Origin of the sequence: Sphingobium xenophagum, from assembly GCF_002288285.1 — a bacterium.
GTDB classification, from domain to species: domain Bacteria; phylum Pseudomonadota; class Alphaproteobacteria; order Sphingomonadales; family Sphingomonadaceae; genus Sphingobium; species Sphingobium xenophagum.
Window position 1 is genome coordinate 459,654 of sequence record NZ_CP022746.1, and the last position, 21,161, is coordinate 480,814.

Annotated in this window: 14 protein-coding genes and 1 riboswitch; of the genes, 5 read left to right on the plus strand and 9 right to left on the minus strand. The window is 62.6% G+C overall.

Features of this window, described 5'->3' with window-relative positions:
* The first annotated feature begins 22 nt into the window (after positions 1-22).
* The 5 genes from CJD35_RS17010 to cobA all read left to right on the plus strand — a co-directional run bounded on the left by CJD35_RS17010 (position 23) and on the right by cobA (position 7,681).
* Entirely contained in the window at positions 23-1,243 is a 1,221-nt protein-coding gene (locus CJD35_RS17010) for an alginate export family protein (RefSeq protein WP_017182454.1), read from the plus strand.
* A 202-nt stretch (positions 1,244-1,445) separates the two neighbouring features.
* The gene (nirB, locus tag CJD35_RS17015) at positions 1,446-3,953 is read left to right on the plus strand and encodes a nitrite reductase large subunit NirB (RefSeq protein WP_086486391.1); all 2,508 of its coding nucleotides are present in this window, start codon (positions 1,446-1,448) and stop codon (positions 3,951-3,953) included.
* A 5-nt stretch (positions 3,954-3,958) separates the two neighbouring features.
* A complete protein-coding gene (nirD, locus tag CJD35_RS17020; protein WP_017182456.1) occupies positions 3,959-4,294 on the plus strand; it encodes a nitrite reductase small subunit NirD in 336 nt (111 codons plus the stop codon).
* Complete coding sequence (locus tag CJD35_RS17025) at positions 4,294-6,903, plus strand: nitrate reductase (RefSeq protein ID WP_017182457.1); 2,610 nt, start codon at positions 4,294-4,296, stop codon at positions 6,901-6,903. Before nirD ends, CJD35_RS17025 begins: the two co-directional genes overlap by 1 nt.
* A complete protein-coding gene (gene cobA / locus CJD35_RS17030) occupies positions 6,890-7,681 on the plus strand; it encodes a uroporphyrinogen-III C-methyltransferase (protein WP_017182458.1) in 792 nt (263 codons plus the stop codon). Before CJD35_RS17025 ends, cobA begins: the two co-directional genes overlap by 14 nt.
* A 92-nt stretch (positions 7,682-7,773) precedes the next feature.
* On the opposite strand, the gene CJD35_RS17035 is transcribed toward cobA, so the two are convergent.
* The 9 genes from CJD35_RS17035 to CJD35_RS17075 all read right to left on the minus strand — a co-directional run bounded on the left by CJD35_RS17035 (position 7,774) and on the right by CJD35_RS17075 (position 20,647).
* Positions 7,774-9,186, minus strand: a complete 1,413-nt coding sequence (locus CJD35_RS17035) for a short-chain fatty acyl-CoA regulator family protein (protein ID WP_017182459.1) — start codon at positions 9,184-9,186, stop codon at positions 7,774-7,776.
* Between the two features lie 109 nt (positions 9,187-9,295).
* The gene (gene acnA / locus CJD35_RS17040; RefSeq protein ID WP_017182460.1) at positions 9,296-11,974 is read right to left on the minus strand and encodes an aconitate hydratase AcnA; all 2,679 of its coding nucleotides are present in this window, start codon (positions 11,972-11,974) and stop codon (positions 9,296-9,298) included.
* A 108-nt stretch (positions 11,975-12,082) separates the two neighbouring features.
* Positions 12,083-13,003, minus strand: coding sequence for a methylisocitrate lyase (gene prpB / locus CJD35_RS17045; RefSeq protein ID WP_017182461.1), 921 nt, complete (start codon positions 13,001-13,003; stop codon positions 12,083-12,085).
* Between the two features lie 11 nt (positions 13,004-13,014).
* Positions 13,015-14,172, minus strand: coding sequence for a bifunctional 2-methylcitrate synthase/citrate synthase (gene prpC / locus CJD35_RS17050; RefSeq protein ID WP_017182462.1), 1,158 nt, complete (start codon positions 14,170-14,172; stop codon positions 13,015-13,017).
* Positions 14,169-14,471, minus strand: a complete 303-nt coding sequence (locus CJD35_RS17055; RefSeq protein ID WP_017182463.1) for a hypothetical protein — start codon at positions 14,469-14,471, stop codon at positions 14,169-14,171. The genes prpC and CJD35_RS17055 overlap by 4 nt, the downstream gene beginning before the upstream one ends.
* Positions 14,468-15,655, minus strand: a complete 1,188-nt coding sequence (gene prpF, locus CJD35_RS17060) for a 2-methylaconitate cis-trans isomerase PrpF (protein WP_017182464.1) — start codon at positions 15,653-15,655, stop codon at positions 14,468-14,470. Before prpF ends, CJD35_RS17055 begins: the two co-directional genes overlap by 4 nt.
* On the minus strand, positions 15,655-18,339 hold the full coding sequence (gene acnD, locus CJD35_RS17065) for a Fe/S-dependent 2-methylisocitrate dehydratase AcnD (RefSeq protein ID WP_017182465.1): 2,685 nt from the start codon (positions 18,337-18,339) through the stop codon (positions 15,655-15,657). Before acnD ends, prpF begins: the two co-directional genes overlap by 1 nt.
* A 161-nt stretch (positions 18,340-18,500) precedes the next feature.
* The gene (locus CJD35_RS17070) at positions 18,501-19,529 is read right to left on the minus strand and encodes a methionine synthase (RefSeq protein WP_026002271.1); all 1,029 of its coding nucleotides are present in this window, start codon (positions 19,527-19,529) and stop codon (positions 18,501-18,503) included.
* 26 nt (positions 19,530-19,555) lie between these two features.
* The gene (locus CJD35_RS17075) at positions 19,556-20,647 is read right to left on the minus strand and encodes a DUF1852 domain-containing protein (protein ID WP_017182467.1); all 1,092 of its coding nucleotides are present in this window, start codon (positions 20,645-20,647) and stop codon (positions 19,556-19,558) included.
* A 288-nt stretch (positions 20,648-20,935) separates the two neighbouring features.
* Positions 20,936-21,159: riboswitch (cobalamin riboswitch) on the minus strand.
* Positions 21,160-21,161 lie beyond the last annotated feature (2 nt).

Sequence of the window (21,161 nt, forward strand, 5' to 3'; positions counted from 1 at the left end):
CATCCGAGGGGGGATGACATCCATGAAATATATGATTGCGACGGCGGCCATATCGGCCGCCGCAGGGACCGTCATGTCCGCGGCCCAGGCCCAGGACATCAGGATCAAGCCGGTGGCCGAAGCACGCCTGCGTTACGAACATGCCGATCAGGAAGGACTGGCGATAGACAAGTCCGATGCGCTGACCATCCGCGCCCGTGCCGGGCTGGCCGCGACCAGCGGGGCGCTGAGCGCCACAGTCATTGGGCAGGGCAATCTGGCGGTGGTCGACAGATATTATGATGGGCTGAACGGGGCGGCGAACCGGCCGATCATAGCCGATCCTGAGAATGTCGCGCTCTATATCGCCCAGCTTCAGTACAAGACCAAGCTGGTCACGCTGACCGGCGGTCGGCAGCGGATCGCGCTGGACGACGAACGGTTCGTCGGCAATGTCGCGTTCCGCAACAATGGCCAGACATTCGACGCGATGCGGATGGAACTGACCCCCGCGCAGGGGCTGAAACTGGACCTGTCCTATGCCTGGAGCGTGCGCACCATCTGGGGTTTTCAGGGCAAGGGCGCGCGGCAGCAGGCGGTGAGCGGCGACAATATCTTCGTCAACCTGTCCTACGTCACGCCGGTCGGGACGCTGAGCGGCTTTGCCTATCTGGTCGATCAGGATGAAGCGGCGATGCAGGCATTCCGCCTGTCCAGCCAGACCTATGGCGTGCGGCTGGCAGGGACGCAGCCTTTGTCCAAGGCGGCGAAACTCTCCTATCAGCTGAGTTATGCCAAGCAGGCCGACCATCACGCCAACCCCAATAATTACAGCGCGGATTATTGGCTGGCCGATGCGACGCTGGACGTGAAGGGCTGGAAACTCAACGCTGGTTACGAAGTCCTGGGCGCGAGTAGCGGCGCTGCGTTGACCAGTTTCCAGACACCGCTTGGTACCAATTTCAAATTTCAGGGCTGGGCTGACAAATTCCTCACGACGCCAGGCAACGGCATTCGCGACATCTATGTTGGTGCTGGCTACGGCTGGAAGCAGCTAGGCCCTTTTTCCGGTGCGGCATTGATGGCTGTGTGGCATCGGTTCGACAGCGACCGGCTGGACCAGCATTATGGCGACGAGATCAACCTTATCGCATCTGCGAAGGTGAAGAAAACGGCGCTCTCCGTCCGCTACGCCCGCTATGATGCAAAGGCCATGGCGACGGACACGCAGAAATTGTGGCTTCAGGCTGATTGGTCCTATTGATCGATCATGAACGGAATCGCTTGAGCGTATCGGCGATTCCGTTTATGGTGCAACGCAAGAGGGCGATGCTGCCCTTCCTACCATAGCCGAAGCGGTCCACAGGCGGATCGGCAAGGCGCATATGATGGCAAAGCCGCCATCCTGACTTTCGGTTCTTACCGGGGTCAGGATGGCGGCTTTTTTGTTTTCCGGAGTGACGAGGATGGAATTTCAGGGCGGTTCAAGTCCGGTGACGGACAGCGGGGACGACATCGGCGTCCCAATGGACGATGTGCGTGAACATCTGGTGGTGGTCGGGAATGGCATGGCCGGGTGCCGAGCGGTCGAGGAATTGCTGGCGCGTGACCCGGTGCGCTACCGCGTCACCATCTTCGGCGCCGAACCGCATGTGAACTATAACCGGATCATGCTGTCCCCGGTGCTGGCGGGGGAAAAGACGTTTCAAGACATCATCATCAATGACCGCGCCTGGTATGACGATCATGACATCACCCTGATCACGTCCGATCCGGTGTCGGCGATCGACCGAGCGCGCAAGACCGTCACCAGCCGGTCAGGTCGTACCATCGGCTATGACCGGCTGTTGATTGCCACGGGGTCCGACCCGTTCATCATCCCGGTGCCCGGCAAGGATCTGCCCGGCGTCATCAGCTTCCGCGACATGAAGGATGTCGATGCGATGCTGGATGCCGCCAATCGCGGCGGTGACGCCGTGGTCATCGGCGGTGGTCTGCTGGGGCTGGAAGCGGCGCATGGCCTGACCCTGCGCGGCATGAAGGTGACGGTGCTGCACATCATGCCCACGCTGATGGAACGGCAACTCGACGAAGCGGCGGCCTGGCTGCTCAAGAGTGCGTTGGAAGGGCGGGGCCAGACGATCCTGACCGGTGCCGACACAGCCGAAATATACGGTGATGGCAAGGTCGAGGGCGTGCGCCTGAAGGATGGTACGCAAATCCCCGCCAGCCTGGTCGTAATGGCGGTAGGCATTCGCCCGTCGGTCGCGCTGGCGCGCGATGCGGGGCTGGATGTCGGGCGCGGCATCAAGGTGGACGACCATATGGTCACCAGCGATGCCGCCATATTGGCGGTGGGCGAGTGCGTCGAACATGACGGCAATGTCTATGGCCTGGTCGCGCCGCTGTGGGATATGTGCCGCGCCTTGGCCGATGGCCTGACCGATCAGCATAGTGGCTACAAGGGCAGTGTCACGTCGACCAAACTGAAGGTCGCGGGTCTGGACGTTTTTTCCGCGGGCGACTTTTCCGGCGGCGAAGGGTGCGAGGACATCGTCCTGCGCGACGCATCGCGCGGCATATATAAGCGTGTCGTGGTGAAGGACGACAAGGTCGTGGGCGCGGTCCTGTATGGTGATACAGCGGACGGCGGCTGGTATTTCGACTTGTTGAAGCGCGGCGAAAATGTCGCCGACATTCGGGACCTGCTGATCTTCGGCCAAGCCTTCGCCTCCGGAGGGGGCGCGCTGGACCCTAAGGCGGCCGTTGCAGCGCTCTCGGAAGATGCCGAGATTTGCGGCTGCAACGGCGTTTCCAAGGGCCAGGTCGTCGCCTGCATCGACAAGGGGGCGTGCAGCCTGGATGCGGTCCGCGCAGGGTGTAAGGCATCGGCCAGTTGCGGCAGCTGCACCGGCCTTGTCGAAAATATCCTTGCGCTGACGCTGGGTGATGAGGTGCAGTCCGGTCCCAAAACGATGTGCAAATGCACCAGTTTCGGCCATGACGATGTCCGCCGTGAAATCGTGGCGCAGGATATGCGGTCCATCCCCGAAGTGATGCAAAAGCTGCACTGGTCCACGCCCGACGGCTGTTCGTCGTGCCGCCCAGCGCTTAATTATTATCTGCTGTGTGCGCTGCCCGGCATCTATGTCGATGACCAGCAGAGCCGTTTCGTCAATGAACGGATGCACGCCAATATCCAGAAGGACGGCACATATTCGGTCGTCCCGCGCATGTGGGGCGGCCTCACCAACCCGCGCGAACTGCGCGCGATCGCCGATGTAGTCGAAAAATACGACGCGCCGATGGTCAAAGTGACCGGCGGCCAGCGGCTCGATATTTTCGGCATCAGGAAGGAAGATCTGCCCGCCGTCTGGGCGGACTTGAACGCGGCGGGCATGGTGTCCGGCCACGCCTATGGCAAGTCGCTGCGCACCGTCAAAACCTGTGTCGGGTCCGAATGGTGCCGCTTTGGCACGCAGGATTCGACTGGCCTTGGCGTCAAGACCGAACGGATGACCTGGGGGTCGTGGATGCCGCACAAATTCAAGATCGCGGTGTCGGGTTGCCCCCGCAATTGCGCGGAAGCGACGATCAAGGATTTCGGCATCGTCTGCGTGGATTCAGGCTATGAACTCCATGTCGGCGGCAATGGCGGCATCCATGTTCGCGTCACCGACCTATTGTGCAAGGTCGCGACCGAACAGGAAGCGCTCGATTATTGCGCCGCCTTCACCCAGCTGTATCGCGAGGAAGCCCGCTATCTGGAGCGCACCGCGCCGTGGATCGAGCGGGTCGGCATCGCCTATGTCAAGCAGCGCATCGTCGAGGACGATGCCGGGCGCGAGGCGCTGCGCGCCCGCTTCCTGTTTTCGCAGCAGTTCATGCAGGATGATCCGTGGGCGGAGCGTGCAGTCGGCGTCCATAGCGACCTGCACCAGCCCCTAAGCCCCATTTCCATCGCGGCGGAGTGAGACATATGACCGACTGGATCGACATCGGCACGCTGGCCGACATTCCGCCGCGCGGTGCCCGCACCGTTCACATCGGTGGCGAGAAAGAAATTGCAGTATTCCGCACCGGCGACGACCAGATTTTTGCGCTGGTCAATGAATGCCCGCACAAAAAGGGGCCGCTGAGCCAGGGTATCGTCCATGGCCATAGCGTCGCCTGCCCGCTGCATAACTGGAACATCGCGCTGAAAAGCGGCGAGGCGCAGGGCGAGGATAAGGGCTGCACTCCGACGATCGCGGTGAAGCAGGAGTATGGCCGTATATGGATCGCGCGGCCCGAAATGGCTAAGGTGGCTGCCTGATGCGCCAGGCGATCCGCACCACCTGCGCCTATTGCGGCGTCGGCTGCGGCATCGCAGCGACGCCGACCGGCGGCCGCGCCGTAACAATCAGGGGGGATGAGGCGCATCCGGCCAATGGCGGCAAGCTTTGTTCCAAGGGCACGCATCTGGGCGAGACGGTCGGCCTTGAAGGCCGCCTGCTCCATCCGATGATCGGCGACCGACGGGCCAGTTGGGACAAGGCGCTGGACCTGGTCGCCAAGCGGTTCCGCGACACGATCGCCAGACATGGGCCGGACAGCGTCGCCTTCTATGTCTCCGGCCAGATACTGACCGAAGATTATTATGTCGCCAACAAGCTGATGAAGGGCTTTATCGGATCGGCCAATATCGACACCAACAGCCGGTTGTGCATGTCGAGCGCGGTGGCGGGACACAACCGAGCCTTCGGCGAAGATGTGGTGCCCGCCAGCTATGATGATCTGGACAAAGCCGACCTGATCGTCCTCATCGGGTCCAACACCGCCTGGTGCCACCCGATCGTCTATCAGCGGATACAGGCCGCCCGCGCCGCGCGCGGGACGAAACTGGTGGTGATAGACCCACGCCGCACCGAAAGCTGCGAGGGCGCGGACCTGCATCTGGCGTTGAGGCCCGGCAGCGATGTCGCGCTGATGAACGGGCTGCTGGCCTGGATGGATCAGGCAAAGCTGATTGACGTGGACTTTCTGCGCGACAGCGTCAGCGCGCCCAACGGTTTCTGGGATCATATTCGCACCGGCCATGACCTGTGGACCACGGCGAAAGCCTGTGACCTCTCGCCTGCGCTGCTCCAGCAATTTTATGAGCTGTTCGCCGCGACGCCGCGCACCGTTACCCTGTTCAGCCAGGGGATCAACCAGTCGATCCGCGGCACGGATCAGGTAAATGCGATCATCAACGTCCATCTTGCCACCGGTCGTATCGGCAAGCCGGGCGCGACGCCTTTCTCTATCACCGGTCAGCCCAACGCCATGGGCGGGCGCGAAGTTGGGGGACTTGCCTCGACAATAGCCGCGCATATGGATTTCGCACCGGACAATGTTGCGCGGGTCGGGCGCTTCTGGGCTGCGCCGACCATGGCGACCAAGCCGGGGCTGAAGGCCGTCGACATGTTCCGCGCCATCAACGAAGGCCGGATCAAGGCTTTGTGGGTGATGGCGACCAATCCTGCCGTGTCGATGCCCGACGCCAATCGCGTCCGCGAATCGCTGGAAACGGTGCCGTTCCTGGTCGTGTCGGACGTGATGGCCACCACCGATACCGCTGTCCACGCCCATGTCCGCCTGCCTGCTGCGGCCTGGGGTGAAAAGGATGGCACTGTCACCAATTCCGACCGTACGATCAGCCGCCAGCGCGCGCTGATGCCGCTGCCCGGCGAGGTCATGCCCGATTGGTGGATCGTGACGCAGGTTGCCCGCCGGATGGGCTGGCGCAACGCCTTCGCCTATGATCGTCCTGCCGAAATCTGGCGCGAACATGCCCGGCTGACCGCCTATCAGAATGATGGCGCGCGGCTGCTGAACCTGCGGGCGCAAGCGACGATCGGCAATGACGCCTATGATGCGATGGAACCCTTCCGCTGGGGCGGCACGCCCTTTGCCGACGGGCGCTTTTCGACCCCCGACGGCAAGGCGCGGCTGGTGCTGGTGACGCAAATGGACCTGCAGGGTCCACTTAGGGACTGGCCGATGACGCTCAACACCGGGCGCTACCGCGATCAGTGGCACAGCATGACCCGCACGGGCCTAAGCCCCAAACTTGCGCGACACCGGGAAGAACCGTTGGTCGAAATCCATGCAGACGATGCCGCTCGGCTGGGCATAACCGATGGTGATCTGTCCCGCGTATCGACGCCGCAGGGGGAAAGTCTGTTCCGCGCGCGGATCAGCGATGGCCAGCGCCCCGGCGAAGTCTTTACGCCGATCCACTGGACCGACCAGCAATCGAGCGGCGGTCGCACCGGCCTGCTGCCGCGCCCCTTGGTCGATCCCCATTCGGGCCAGCCGGGGTTCAAATCCACCCCCGTCCGGGTCGAAAAGCTTGCCACCGAATGGAAGGGTTTTCTGATCCTGCGCGGGGCCGAAGCCGTCCGCGTGCCATGCCTATGGGTGACGCGCATCACCGTGCCGGGCGGCGCGCTCTACGAAGTGGCGGGTAATGGCGATCCGGCACGGCTGGAAGCCTGCCTGCCCAAGGGTGACCGGGTCGAGGCGATCGATCGGGCGCGCGGTACCCGCCGCGTCGCAATCATCCGCGACGGCAAGCTGGCGGGCGTGCTGATCGTCACCCGTACCGGCATATTGCCGACCCGCGACTGGCTGATCGGCCAACTCGCGGTCGAGGGAGTCGGCGCATCGGTGCTGGCCGCGCGCGGGCCAGGCAATCAGCCCGACAAGGGCGCTATCATCTGTGTCTGTTTCGACATTGGCCTGAACATGATTGTCACGGCCATTCGTGAACAGGGTCTGGTCGATGTGTCCGCGATCGGCGCAGCTTTGGGGGCAGGAACCAATTGCGGGTCATGCCGCCCCGCGCTGGCCAGTATATTAGCGCAGGCACAACAGGAGACGCTTCATGCAGCCGAATGATTTGCCAGATTCCCCGATAGCGCCCGGACAGGTGTGGCTAGTGGGGGCGGGGCCTGGCGATCCAGACCTCCTGACCCGCAAGGCCGAACGGCTGATCGCTGCTGCCGACATCGTCTTTTACGATGCACTGGTAGGGCCGGGGGTGCTTGGCCTGATCCCGCCAGGCGTGGAACGGGTGGGTGTCGGCAAGCGGTCGGGCCGCCACAGCAAAGCTCAGGAAAGCATCAACCACCTCCTGCTCGCGGCGGCGAAGGCGGGGCGGCGCGTGGTCCGACTGAAGGGCGGCGATCCGTCCATCTTTGGCCGTTCGGCTGAGGAAATGGCGCATCTGGGGCGTGAAGGCATCCCTGTCCACATCTGCCCCGGCATCACCACGGCGAGCGCAGCGGCAGCGAGCGGCCATATGTCACTCACGCTGCGCGGCGTCGCGCGCGGGCTGACGCTGGTGACCGCCCATCTAATGGCCGGCGAGCCGCTCGCGCTTGACTGGCCGGCGCTTGCGAGCAGTGGGACGCTTGGCATCTACATGGGCCGCGCGGCGGCGAGCGAGATCAGCCGTAATCTGATCGATGCGGGGCGGCACCCTGACACGCCGGTCATGGTCGCGGTCAACGTCTCCCTGCCGACCGAGCGACTCATTCGGGGCAAACTCTCCGCGCTCGCCTTCTTGGTTCAGGCCGTCAGCGACAAGGAACCGACCCTGTTGTTGATAGGCGAGGCGGTTGTGGATCATGGCCGCGCCGAAGCACAGGGCAATCGCGCCCTGCTACCCGCCTGACGACTTATCACAAGGGGCTGGTACGATCCCGCGTACGGACGATCTGTTCCGGTGGCGGTTTGGCGTGGCTGAGACTGTTTGAGTGCCGCGCCTTAGTCCACCGGATATGGCGCGGCTGAGCTACGGTTTTCGTCCACCGTCACGGGGCGACCAATTGGTGGGAAAGCGCGTTGCAGGCAGTTTGGCCGCTCGCAGACCTTGCAACCGGCCCCGATTCGCGTCGCCATGGCGGGATCGGCAAGGTCCAGTCCGCGCGCGTAGATCAGACGGGAGGCATGGCGAATATCGCAGCCAAGGCCGACAGCGAAAGTCTTGCTCGGCTCTGAGTAACCTGCGTTGCCGCTGCCCACCGTGCGGGCCACCCATAGATAGGTGCGCCCGTCCGGCATCTGTGCCACTTGGGTCAGCACTCGGCCGGGTTGTGCGAAAGCTTCATAGACGTTCCACAGCGGGCAGGTGCCGCCCACGCGGGAAAAGTGAAAATCGGTAGCGGACTGCCGTTTCGAGATATTCCCTGCCCGGTCAACCCGGATGAAAAAGAATGGCACGCCGCGTGCCTGCGTGCGCTGCAGCGTGGAAAGGCGGTGGCAAACCGTTTCGAAGCCGACACCGAAGCGGCGGCCGAGCTTCTCGATGTCGTAGGCCTCCTGTTCCGCCGCCGCCAGAAAAGGGCCGTAAGGCAGAATGAGCGCACCTGCGAAATAGTTGGCAAGGCCGATCCGCGCCAGCCTGCGCGCTTCCTCTCCAGTCAGGACCGGATCATCTGCCAATCGGTCGATCTCTTGGCCCAGTTCCAGGAAGCCCAATTGCGTGGCCATCTGGAAGGTTTGCTGGCCCGTATTCAGATTGGCCGAAACATGGAGCGTGCGGGTCAACGGATCGTAGCGACGCTGCGTCCAGTTGTTCTCAGCATCGCTGTCGTCACACAGGACGTGTACGCCATGGCGCTCCTTGAGCCACATGATCACGCCGCTATGAATGGTTCGCGGTGTCAAACCGGCTTGCAGGTAAAGCCGTTCGGCCGCTTCATCCAGCGGTTCGACGTGATTGTGGCGGGCGTAGAAGAAATCGCGCACCTGTTCGAAAGGCATGCGCGGCGGGCCGCCGGCGACCCATTCGTCCCCTAGCTGCGCAGCCATCGCCTCGGACCGTTCCGAGGCTTCGCGATAGCGCCGATGCAGCGATATGAGCGTGCGACCAACAGCCGGCATGTTCATCGCCAGTTCGCGCACTTCGGCCAGCGAGATTGTATCCGACCCATCCGACAGGGCGTCGCGCAGGTCGGTAATGAGCCGCGCTTCCTCGTCGTCGGAAAAGAGCTGGACATCGATACCGAATACGGCGTTGATCTTCACCAGCACCGGCACGGTCAGCGGCCGCTGATTCTGTTCCAGTTGGTTGAGATAACTGGCTGATATGCCGAGCGCTTGTGCCAGTTCGATCTGCTTGAGCTTCTTTTCCTCCCGCAGCCGCCGCAATCGCACGCCCATAAAGGCCTTGCGCATCAATCTGTCGCTCTTCGCATTATTCGCAAATTCTCAGGCCCCGATCTCATTATCGTTGAATATCAGCGCATTTTTGCATTAGCCGCAATCTGAAATGTTTGCGAAAGGCTCAGGCCGCGAGATTGCGCAGCACGTAAGGCAGGATGCCACCATTCAGGTAGTAGGCCAGCTCGTCGGTCGTATCGATGCAGCAGAGCGTCTTGAAGCTGAAGCGCAGGCCATCCGCCCGTTCCCCTTCGACCGTCACGATTTGGCGCGGCTGCAGTCCAGCGAGACCGGTAATGGTAAATCGCTCGTCACCACGTAGGAAGAAACGATTGCGGGTCATCCCATCGGTAAACTGGAGCGGCAGGACGCCCATGCCGACAAGGTTGGAGCGGTGAATGCGTTCGAAGCTCTCGGCGATGACCGCGCGAATTCCAAGTAGCGCAGTTCCTTTCGCAGCCCAGTCGCGGGATGAGCCGGTTCCATATTCCTTGCCAGCCATAATGATCAGGGGCGTCCCGGCCGCCTTGTGCCGCATGGCAGCCTCATAAATCGGCAGGCTTTCGCCGTTCAACATCGTGTTGCCACCCTCTATACCGCCCATCATTTCGTTGCGGATGCGGATATTGGCGAAGGTGCCGCGCATCATGATCTCATGGTTTCCGCGACGGCAGCCATAGCTGTTGAAATCTGCAGGAAGCACGTTCTGCTCCTGCAACCATTGGCCTGCGGGGGAGGAAGCTTTGATCGATCCTGCCGGTGAGATATGATCTGTGGTGATCGAATCCCCAAAGATGGCGAGGCATCGCGCCGCGATGATATCGGTCACCGGCGCAGGCTGACGATCTAGGGCTTCGAAGAAGGGCGGTTCCGAGATGTAGGTGGAGGACGTCGGCCATTCATATGTAGCGCCTTTCTTGACCGCCAGCGCCCTCCAGCGCGCGTCGCCTTCGTAAACATCGGCATAGCGGGCGGCGAACATCTCAGGATCGATCGAAGTGGCGATAGTGGCGGCGATTTCGGCGTTGGACGGCCAGACGTCGCGCAGATATACTGGCTGTCCTTCCGCGCCATTGCCGAGCGGTTCGGTGCTAATGTCGCGCGACACGCTACCCAGCAGGGCGTAGGCGACTACCAGCGGCGGCGAGGCCAGATAGTTGGCGCGAACATCGGGCGAAATACGGCCTTCAAAGTTGCGATTGCCCGATAGCACGGCCGCAGTGACAAGGCCGTTCCGGTTGATCGCCTCGCTGATCGACGTTTCCAGCGAACCGGAATTGCCAATGCATGTCATGCAACCATAGCCGGTCAGCGCGAAGCCCAGCGCATCAAGGTCTTCCTGAAGGCCGGAGCGGACAAGATAATCGGTCACCACCTTGCTGCCGGGGGAGAGCGTCGCACGCACCCAGGGTTTGGGCACCAGACCCAGCGCCCGTGCCTTGCGAGCGACCAGACCAGCCGCGACGAGTACCGAAGGATTGGAGGTGTTGGTGCAACTGGTGATCGCAGCGATGGCGATGTCACCATGGCCAAGCGTGAAGTCCGCGCCGTTAACGGGCACGCGCGCGTTCAGTTCGTCCGCCTTGCCGTAGGCACCTGCCAGTTCGGTGCGCAGGCCGTGGGCTACATCCTTGAGCCGCACGCGATCCTGCGGACGGCGCGGGCCTGCAACAGATGGAAGCACCGAGGCCAGGTCAAGCTCCAGCAGATCGGTGAAAACGGGCTCCGGGCTGGCCGCATCGCGCCACATCCCCTGCGCCTTCGCATAGGCCTCGACCAGCGCTACCCGCCTTTCATCCCGCCCGGTTAGGCGCAGGTAGGCAATGGTCGCTTGATCAACCGGAAAGAAGCCGCACGTCGCGCCATATTCCGGGGCCATGTTGGCGATGGTCGCGCGGTCCGCCAGCGGTAGGGCGTCGAGCCCGGCGCCACAGAACTCCACGAAACGCCCGACCACCCCATGGGCGCGCAGCATCTGGGTGATGGTGAGCACCAGATCGGTCGCGGTCACGCCCTCGGTCAGCGCGCCTGTCAGGCGGAAGCCGACGACTTCGGGAATGAGCATCGACACCGGCTGCCCCAGCATGGCGGCTTCGGCTTCTATCCCGCCCACGCCCCAGCCCAGCACGCCAAGGCCGCCGACCATCGTAGTATGGCTGTCCGTGCCGACGCAGGTGTCGGGATAGGCGATCAGGGCAGCGCTTTCGTCCGCGCTGGTCCAGACAGTCTGGGCGATGTGCTCCAGGTTCACCTGATGGCAGATGCCGGTGCCCGGCGGCACGACCTTCAGATTGTCGAGCGTGGCCGCGCCCCATTTGAGGAATTCGTAGCGTTCGGCATTGCGTGCATATTCGATGGCGACATTGGCATCGAACGCATTTGCCGTGCTGGCCTCATCTGCCATGACGCTATGATCGATTACCAGGTGGATCGGTATCTGAGGATTGATCCGCGACGCATCGGCGCCCCACCGGTTCATGGTATCGCGCATGGCGGCCAGATCGACGATGCACGGAACCCCGGTGAAGTCCTGCATCAGCACGCGGGCCGGACGGTACTGGATCTCGCGCGTGGAGCGATAGTCCCGCTGCCATTCGACGAAGGCGCGGATGTCATCGACCGTGACCGAAGCGCCGTCCTCGAAGCGCAGGAGGTTTTCCAGCAGCACTTTGAGGCTGAAGGGCAGGCGACTGATGTCGCCCAATCGCTCAGCAGCGTGGGGGAGGCTGTAATAAGCATAATCCTGCGCCTCGACGGTCAGGGTGGTGCGGGTGCCCAAGGTGTCGTGGCCTATGGCGGTCATGGCGATGGTCCTGTAATCTCGTGATTGGCACGCGCATGGAAACGACCTTCCGATCCATCGAGATCGAAAGACCACCCTCACGCAGGGATACTGGAAAGCAGAAAGCGTCTAGGTCTGCGGGACCGCTTCGGGCACGATCGTCTTCACGATCGACGCGTCGAGTTCTTCGTAAGCATGGAGGCCGATCGTCTCGTAAAGCTCGGCGCGGGTCTGCATGGCATCGACCATGGCATGTGCGCCGCCGTCCCGTGCAATCGCGGCATAGAGCAGGCTCTGCGCCTTGTTGGCGACACGAAGCGAGGAGACGGGCCAGATGACCATCTTGTAGCCCATCGCCTCGAACTCATCGGCTGTGTAGAATGGGGTCTTGCCGAACTCGGTCATGTTGGCGAGGAGCGGTATGTTTGGGAGGGCTGCGGCGAACTTTTCGAACATTTCGCGAGTGTTCAGTGCTTCGGGGAAGATCGCGTCGGCTCCGGCATCGACATAGAGCCTAGCGCGATCCACAGCGGCATCGAAGCCTTCGACCCCGGCGGCGTCGGTGCGCGCGACGATCATGATGTCGCGGCTTGCCTTTTTCGCGGCGGCGACCTTGGTGGCCATGTCGACAGGGGAGACAAGTGCCTTGCCGTTGAGGTGTCCGCACTTTTTGGGCAGGATCTGGTCTTCCAGATGGACCGCCCCTGCGCCCGCTTCCTCAAAAGAGCGGACCATGTGCATGACATTAAGTGCTTCGCCATAGCCGGTGTCCCCGTCCACCAGCAGCGGCAGCCCGGAAGAGCGCACAATCTGGCGAATGAAGAATGTCACCTCATCCACGGTGATAATGCCAAGGTCCGGCAGGCCCATAGAGGCGGTCATCGCCGCGCCGGACAGGTAAAGCCCGTCGAACCCGGCGTTGCGCGCCTGGATCGCGGCCTGGCCGTTGTGCGCGCCGGGCAGCCGATAGATGCCCGGACGCTCCAACGCGGCGCGGAAGCGTTTGCCGGCGGATTCGGTGGGAAGGTCGTCAGCGAGAAGATAGGGCAATGGGTGTCTCCTCAAGCCGCTTCGCTGCGCTGGGCGAGCGGCACGAAAGGCAGGTTTTCCGGGCCGGTATAGTTGGCCGATGGGCGGATGATCTTGTTGTCCACGCGCTGCTCGATCACATGCGCGGCCCAGCCCGACGTGCGGGCAATCACAAAGAGTGGCGTGAACATCGCGGTCGGCACGCCCATCAGATTGTAGGATACCGCCGAAAACCAGTCGAGATTGGGGAACATGGCCTTGGCGTCCCACATCACGCGCTCGATCCGTTCGGCGACGGCATATTGGCGCTGGGCGCCCGCCTCGTCCGCCAGCGCCTTGGCGACGCGCTTGATGACGACATTGCGCGGATCGGAAATCGTGTAGACCGGGTGGCCAAAACCGATCACCACTTCCTTGGCCTCTACCCGGCGCCGAATGTCGGCTTCGGCCTCGTCAGGGGTCGCGTAGCGTTTCTGGATTTCGTAGGCGACTTCGTTGGCACCCCCATGCTTTGGCCCGCGCAGCGCGCCGATGGCGCCTGCGATGCATGAATACATGTCCGACCCGGTGCCGGCGATGACGCGCGCTGTGAAAGTGGAGGCGTTGAATTCATGCTCGGCATAGAGGATCAAAGAGGTGTGCATGGCGCGCACCCAGCGTGCCGGGGCAGGCCTGCCATGCAGCAGGTGGAGGAAATGCCCGCCGATGCTGTCGTCGTCGGTCTCTACCTCAATGCGGCGGCCATGGTGGGCAAAGTGATACCAATAGAGCAGGATGGAGCCGAGCGAGGCCATCAGCCGGTCGGCGACATCGCGCGCGTCGGGCTGGTTGTGGTCGTGCGTTTCGGGCAGCACGCATCCCAGGGCAGAAACACCTGAGCGCATCACGTCCATCGGGTGCGCGGCAGCCGGAATAGCTTCGAGCGCTGATTTCACCGAATGTGGCAGCCCGCGCAGACCCTTGAGCTTGGCCTTGTAGGCGGCCAGTTGCGGTGCAGTGGGCAATTCGCCATGGACCAGCAGGTGAGCGATTTCCTCGAATTCGGCCCCCTCGGCGAATTCCAGAATGTCGTAGCCGCGATAATGCAGATCGTTGCCGGTCTTGCCGACAGTGCACAAAGCGGTGTTGCCCGCGGCAACGCCCGAAAGCGCAACCGATTTTTTGGGTTTGAAGGCAGTTTCGGCGTTCATGCGGCATAGTCCCGTTTGTGGGTGAGCGTGGTGAAAGTGAAGCGGCCACTGGCGGCCATGGTCCGGCCGCCGTCCTGTGTCGCGGTCGCGAATACAGAGACGATTATGGCCTGATGATCGGCGCTGACCGACCAGGTTTCGAGATCGACGCCGGGCGAGGCGAAGCCTTCGTTGAGCTGGACAGATTCGCATCTGGCAAAGCGGATCGTGCCGACCAGATGCGAGGAAGCGCGATCGGCGGCGGCGCTGACCATGGCTCCGAAAAGGTCGAGACCCTTTTCCGGGCGGTTGGAGATCATATCTGTCCTCCTTCCAGTATAGCGGCGGGCACGCGCACACGACCATCCATGAGGATGCGGGCGCTGCGGCTCATGATCGCCTTGGTAACGGTCCATTTGCCGTCCACCAGCGCGGCCTCGGCTCCGACGCGCAGGCTGCCGGAAGGATGGCCGAACGTGACTGCTTTGCGTTCTCCTCCACCCGCCGCAAGATTCACGAGGGTTCCGGGCACGGCGGCAGCCGCCGCGATCGCGACCGAAGCGGTGCCCATCATCGCATGGTGCAGCTTGCCCATCGAAAGCGCCCGCACCAGTAAGTCGATCTCTCCTGCCATCACATGTCGGCCGCTTGCCGTGCGATGATCGACGGGCGGGGCGACGAAGGCGATCTTGGGTGTGTGCTGGCGCTTCGCCGCCTCCTCTGGCGTCCCGATCAGCCCCAGCTTGAGCGCGCCGATGGTGCGCAGTGCCTCGAAGCGTGCGAGTGCAGCCGCATCGCCGTTTACGGCTTCCCGCAGTTCAGTGCCGGTATAGCCGAGATCCTTGGCATCGACGAAGATCGTTGGAATGCCCGCGTCGATGAGCGTGGCCCTGATCCGCCCGCCAGCGACTAGTTCGTCAGGCACTTCGAGATCGTCCACCACGTTGCCGGTCGGGAACATCGCGCCGCCCTCATCGGCAGGGTCGAGAAATTCCAGCACGATCTCGGCAGCGGGAAAGGTCACCCCGTCCAGCGTGAATTTGCCCGTTTCCTGCACCGCGCCGCCGTTGACCGGGACATGGGCGATAATGGTCTTGCCGATATTGGCCTGCCAGATGCGCACGGTGCGTACCCCGTCCGAACCGGCGTCCACATAGCCTGCATGGATCGCGAACGCCCCGGCAGCAGTCGAGAGATTGCCGCAATTGCCCGACCAGTCGACAAAGTCGGCGTCGATGGAAACCTGCCCGTAGAGATATTCGACGTCATGGCCGGGGCGGGCGCTGGGCGAAAGGATGACGCACTTGCTGGTACTGGACGTCGCGCCGCCCATGCCGTCGATTTGCGCGCCGTAGGGGTCGGGACTGCCGACCACCCGCTGGAACAGGCGATTGCGGACCGGGCCGGGAATGCGGGCCGCTTCGGGTAGATCTTCCAGACGGAAGAATACGCCCTTGCTGGTGCCGCCGCGCATATAGGTGGCGGGGATGGCGATCTGGGACATCAGACGGTCGCCGTTTCGCAAGCCAGGAAGTCGGCGGCAAAACGCTGCAGCACCCCGCCTGCCTCATAGATCGAGACTTCCTCAGCCGTATCCAGGCGGCAGGTCACAGGTACGCGCGTGATCGCTTCGTCGGCATGGCGGATCACCAGAGTCAGTGTGGCGCGCGGGCAGCGTTCGCCTTCCACATCATAGGTTTCGGTGCCGTCGAGGCCCAGCGTCAGGCGGGTGGTGCCGGGCTGGAACTCCAGCGGCAGTACGCCCATGCCGATGAGGTTGGTGCGGTGGATGCGTTCGAACCCTTCAGCGACGATGGCTTCCACGCCCGCAAGCCGCACGCCCTTGGCCGCCCAGTCGCGCGAGGAGCCCTGTCCATAATCTGCCCCGGCAATGATGATGAGGGGCTGACGGCGATCCAGATAGGTTTCGATGGCTTCCCACATGCGGATGACCTTGCCCTCTGGCTCTACGCGGGCGAGCGAGCCTTTCTGTACTGCGCCATCGACCACGGCCATTTCATTGACCAGCTGCGGATTGGCGAAGGTGGCGCGCATCGCGGTCAAATGATCGCCGCGATGGGTGGCGTAAGAGTTGAAGTCTTCCTCCGGCAGCCCCATCCGCGCCAGATATTCGCCGGCTGCCGAACTGGGGAGGATCGCATTGGATGGCGAGAGATGGTCGGTGGTAATATTGTCGGGCAGGATCGCCAGCGGCCTCATGGCCTTCAAGGTTCGCGGGAAGGCAGCCATCGCGCCCACGCCTTCGGTATCCCAATAGGGCGGGCGACGGATATAGGTTGATTGTGGCCGCCAGTCGTAGAGCGGGCTGGCCTCGTCGCGGCTACGCGGGGCAAACATCGGATCGTAGATTGCACGAAACTGCTGCGGCTTCACAAAGGCTGCCACGATGGCGTCGATCTCCTCATCACTCGGCCACAAGTCGGCCAGGCGGATGTCTCTGCCCTCCGCCACGCCGAGCACATCATTTTCGATATCGAAGCGCATGGTGCCCGCTATCGCATAAGCGACCACCAGTGGCGGCGACGCGAGAAAGGCCTGCTTGGCGTAAGGATGGATGCGCCCGTCGAAGTTGCGGTTCCCCGACAGCACGGCGGTGGCGTAGAGGTCGCGCTCGATGATCTCGCTCTGGATCGCAGGATCGAGCGCGCCGGACATGCCGTTGCAGGTGGTGCAGGCATAGGCAACGATGCCGAACCCCAATTTTTCCAGTTCGGGCAGCAGCCCGGCTTCTTCCAGATAGAGCCGCGCGACCTTGGAACCGGGCGCGAAGGAGGTTTTGACCCATGGCTTGCGCGCCAGGCCCAGTGCGTTCGCCTTTTTCGCGACCAGTCCGGCGGCGACCACGTTGCGCGGGTTCGACGTATTGGTGCAACTGGTGATCGCAGCTATGATCACGGCGCCGTCTGGCAGTAGCCCATCGCGCTCCTGCGCCTTGGCCTCTACGAGATGGCCGGCGATGCCGCGTTCTGCCAGCGCCGACGTCGGCAGGCGGCGGTGCGGGTTGGACGGCCCGGCCATGTTGCGTACGACGGTGGACAGGTCGAACTCCAGAAGGCGCTCATATTCGGCGGCGCGCAGATCATCGGCCCACAGCCCGGTGCGCTTTGCGTAAGCCTCGACCAGGCGGACATGCGCTGCATCGCGTCCGGTCAGCAACAAATAGTCGATCGTCTGGCTGTCGATGTGGAACATCGCGGCAGTGGCGCCATATTCGGGGCACATGTTGGAGATCGTCGCGCGGTCGCCGATCGAAAGGCCGTCGGCGCCTTCGCCGAAGAACTCGATCCAGGAGCCGACGACGCGGCTCTGACGCAGGAATTCTGTGATTGCGAGCACGATGTCAGTGGCCGTTATCCCCGGCTTGCGGCGGCCGGTCAGGCGCACGCCGACAATATCGGGCAGGCGCATCATCGAGGCGCGGCCGAGCATGACCGTTTCGGCCTCCAGCCCGCCGACGCCGATGGCGATGACGCCCAGCGCGTCGACGTGCGGAGTGTGGCTGTCGGTGCCCACGCACGTATCCGGGAAGGCGACGCCATCGCGCACCTGGATGACGGGCGACATTTTTTCCAGATTGATCTGGTGCATGATGCCGTTACCCGCCGGGATCACGTCGACATTCTCGAACGCGCTCTTGGTCCATTCGATGAAGTGGAAGCGATCCTCGTTGCGGCGATCCTCGATCCCGCGGTTCTTGTCGAACGCGTGCGGGTCGAAGCCGCCATATTCGACCGCAAGCGAGTGGTCGACGATCAGCTGCGTCGGCACCACGGGGTTGACCTTGGCGGGATCGCCGCCCTGATCGGCGATCGCGTCACGTAGTCCTGCCAGATCGACGAGTGCCGTCTGGCCAAGAATGTCGTGGCACACGACACGCGCGGGATACCACGGAAAATCGAGATCGCGCCTGCGTTCGACGATCTGGGTCAGCGCGTCGGTCAGCAGCGCAGGATCGCAGCGGCGGACGAGTTGCTCAGCCAGCACGCGCGAGACATAAGGCAGGCCAACATAAGCGCCGGGGCGGATCGCCTCGATCGCGGCGCGCGTGTCGAAATAGTCGACTGCGGTGCCGGGCAGCGGTTTGCGATAGGCATCGTTCATCGGCGCTGGGTCTTCCATCAGGGTATCGACATCAGGATCGGGTCGGGGCGCTTCATCCTGCGCCATGGGGGCGTTATCGGCGGTGCGCGGCTTTTCGAAAATGGCTGAAAAGGCGAAGGGGTGCGGACGGATTTTTGCAAATCAGCGAATTTTGCGAATGCGGTCATCGCATGACCCGTCTGGTCCGCACCACCATGGTAAAGCGCGTGCGGTCGACTAGCGGAGCATTAGCCCTCAAGTTCCCGGCGGACGATGTCGGCACCCGCGCCCAGGGCGTTCAGCTTGCCGCGCGCCACCTGCCGGGACAGCGGTGCCATTCCGCAATTGGTCGACGGATAGAGCTTGTCGGCATCGACGAACTGGAGAGCCTTGCGCAGCGTATCGGCCACCTCCTCCGGGGTCTCGATGGCGTCGCTCGCCACGTCGATGGCGCCGACCATCACCTTCTTGCCCCGGATCAGTTCGATCAGGTCCAGCGGAACGCGGGAGCGGTGGCATTCCAGCGAGATGATGTCGATCTTGGACTTTTGCAGGTTGGGGAAGGTCTCCTCATACTGCCGCCATTCCGATCCCAGCGTCTTTTTCCAGTCCGTATTCGCCTTGATGCCGTAGCCGTAGCAGATGTGGACCGCCGTTTCGCATGTCAGCCCTTCGATCGCGCGTTCCAGAGTAGCGATTCCCCAGTCGTTCGCCTCTTCGAAGAACACGTTAAAGGCCGGTTCGTCGAACTGGATCACATCGACACCTGCAGCTTCCAACGCCTTTGCCTCCTGATTGAGGATCGTCGCGAACTCCCAGGCCAGCTTCTCGCGGCTGCGGTAATGGGCATCGTACAGTGTATCGATCATCGTCATCGGGCCTGGCAGGGTCCACTTGATCGGCTGGCTGGTTTGGGCGCGCAGATATGTCGCATCGTCGACGAAAACGGGTTTTGGTCGTGCGACCGCGCCCACGACCGTGGGCACGCTGGCATCGTAGCGATTGCGAATCCTGACGGTCTCACGCTTTTCAAAATCGACGCCGCTCAGATGCTCGATGAAGGTCGTGACGAAATGCTGGCGGGTCTGTTCGCCATCGCCAACGATGTCGATCCCCGCCTGCCGCTGGTCGTCCAGGGCGAGGCGCAGGGCATCGTGCTTGGCGACGGCCAATTCATCACCCTCCAACTTCCAGGGCGACCAAAGTTTCTCCGGCTCCGCAAGCCATGATGGCTTGGGCAGACTGCCGGCGGTCGATGAGGGCAATATTCTATTCATGATGGAGGGCCTTTTCTTCTATTGGGTCAAATCATGTTCTTGGGTGCTTGCGTGGCGGACCATTGCGAGAGAAGTTGGCCGTAAGGCTTGATGAAATTCTCTTCTGCGAACCGGCCCTGTTCGATGCCCAGGCGGCTTCGTTCCTCGCGGTCGTAGTCAATGCGCGTGGACGAAAAGTCCTGATGCGTCAGGCTGGGCCGGAAGCGCGTTCCCGCTGTGCGATTGGCGTTGTAGATTTCGGGCCGGTAGATCTTCTGAAAGGATTCCATCGTGCTGATGGTGCCGATCAGTTCCAGATTGCTGTAGTCGCCGAGCAGATCCCCGGAGAAATAGAAGGCCATGGGCGAGCGGCTGCCCCGTGGCATGAAAAAGCGGACCTTAAGACCCATCTTGGCGAAATATTCGTCGGTCGGCGAGAATTCACTTTGCCGGTATTCGAAGCCCAGAATGGGGTGACGGTTTTCCGTGCGATGGTAGGTCTTGCTGCTGGATACGCTCAGGCAGATGACGGGAGGCTTGGAAAAATTGGCCTTGTACGTATCGGACTGCACGAAATGGCGGAACAGACAGCCGTGCAGATCACCAAAGCCGTCCGGCGTGTCGAAACCGACGCGGTCCCGGTTGTGCGCCGCCAGCAGCACGCTGAAATCATAGTCGCGCAGGTAGGAGGAGAAGTTGTTTCCAACGATGCCGGCGATGCGCTTGTCCGTCTTGCGATCGATGATGCTGGTGTTCAGGATTTCGATGATGGGAAACGCCGTGAGGCCGTTGGCAGCGGCAAGGCTCATCGCGACGGAAATGATATCCAGTTCCATGCCATAGCGATCCCCATCGGGATTGTCCCAATCGGCTAGATCGTTGAAACGGTTATCGATCATCCTCAGCACGCCACGCAGATTCTCCTGCCGGTTCTCCCCTCTGGCCAGATTGGCGAAGTTGGTCGTGATGCGCGTGGTATCCGACGGGCGATAATCGTCGTCAAAGCGAAGGCGCGTGATGGAAAAGGTAAGCTCCTCGCCCGTCATGATCCGATGCCCTGATGGCTGCTTGTCGGTGGCGATGGTCGGCGTGCTGTGGTCGTGGCGGGAAAGGGCAGGATTGGCGCAAGTCACGGGCATGCAAAGGCTCCTTCGGTCCGGCGCGAGCGCCGTCCGTCTTTAGCGGGCTGAATGATGGGAAATTGGCGGCGCGCCGCTTCCGTCAGGGGTCAGCCTGATGGCACGGCGCGCGGACGCATTCGTCGGTAGCGAATGAGGCGGAACAGGATTGGAAGCATTGACCGATCACCTGCATTTGCCGGGCGGAAGGGCCAAAGAAGAACGCGCAAGGCATGAATTACCCGGAAAGTGCTTTGCGGCACGGGCAACGCTTCAAGCGCGATCCATCGGAGGAACCCCCGTCCGAGGAAAGTTATGGCGCCGAAGGCAGGTCTCCTGGCTTACGGGTCATCGCGGTGGTTCCGGCCTTCCCGGGTTTCTTGCAAAAACCCAGTGACGCGAAATGGAACCGCCGCTCGCCGCTTACAGTTGCGGGGGCAGCGCCGGACTCTGCCTCGAAAAGGCACCACCGGCTTCCCGTCTTAGCCCCGCCATCATGCCTGAGGCGGGGAACCTTGACAGGCTCGTTTGACGC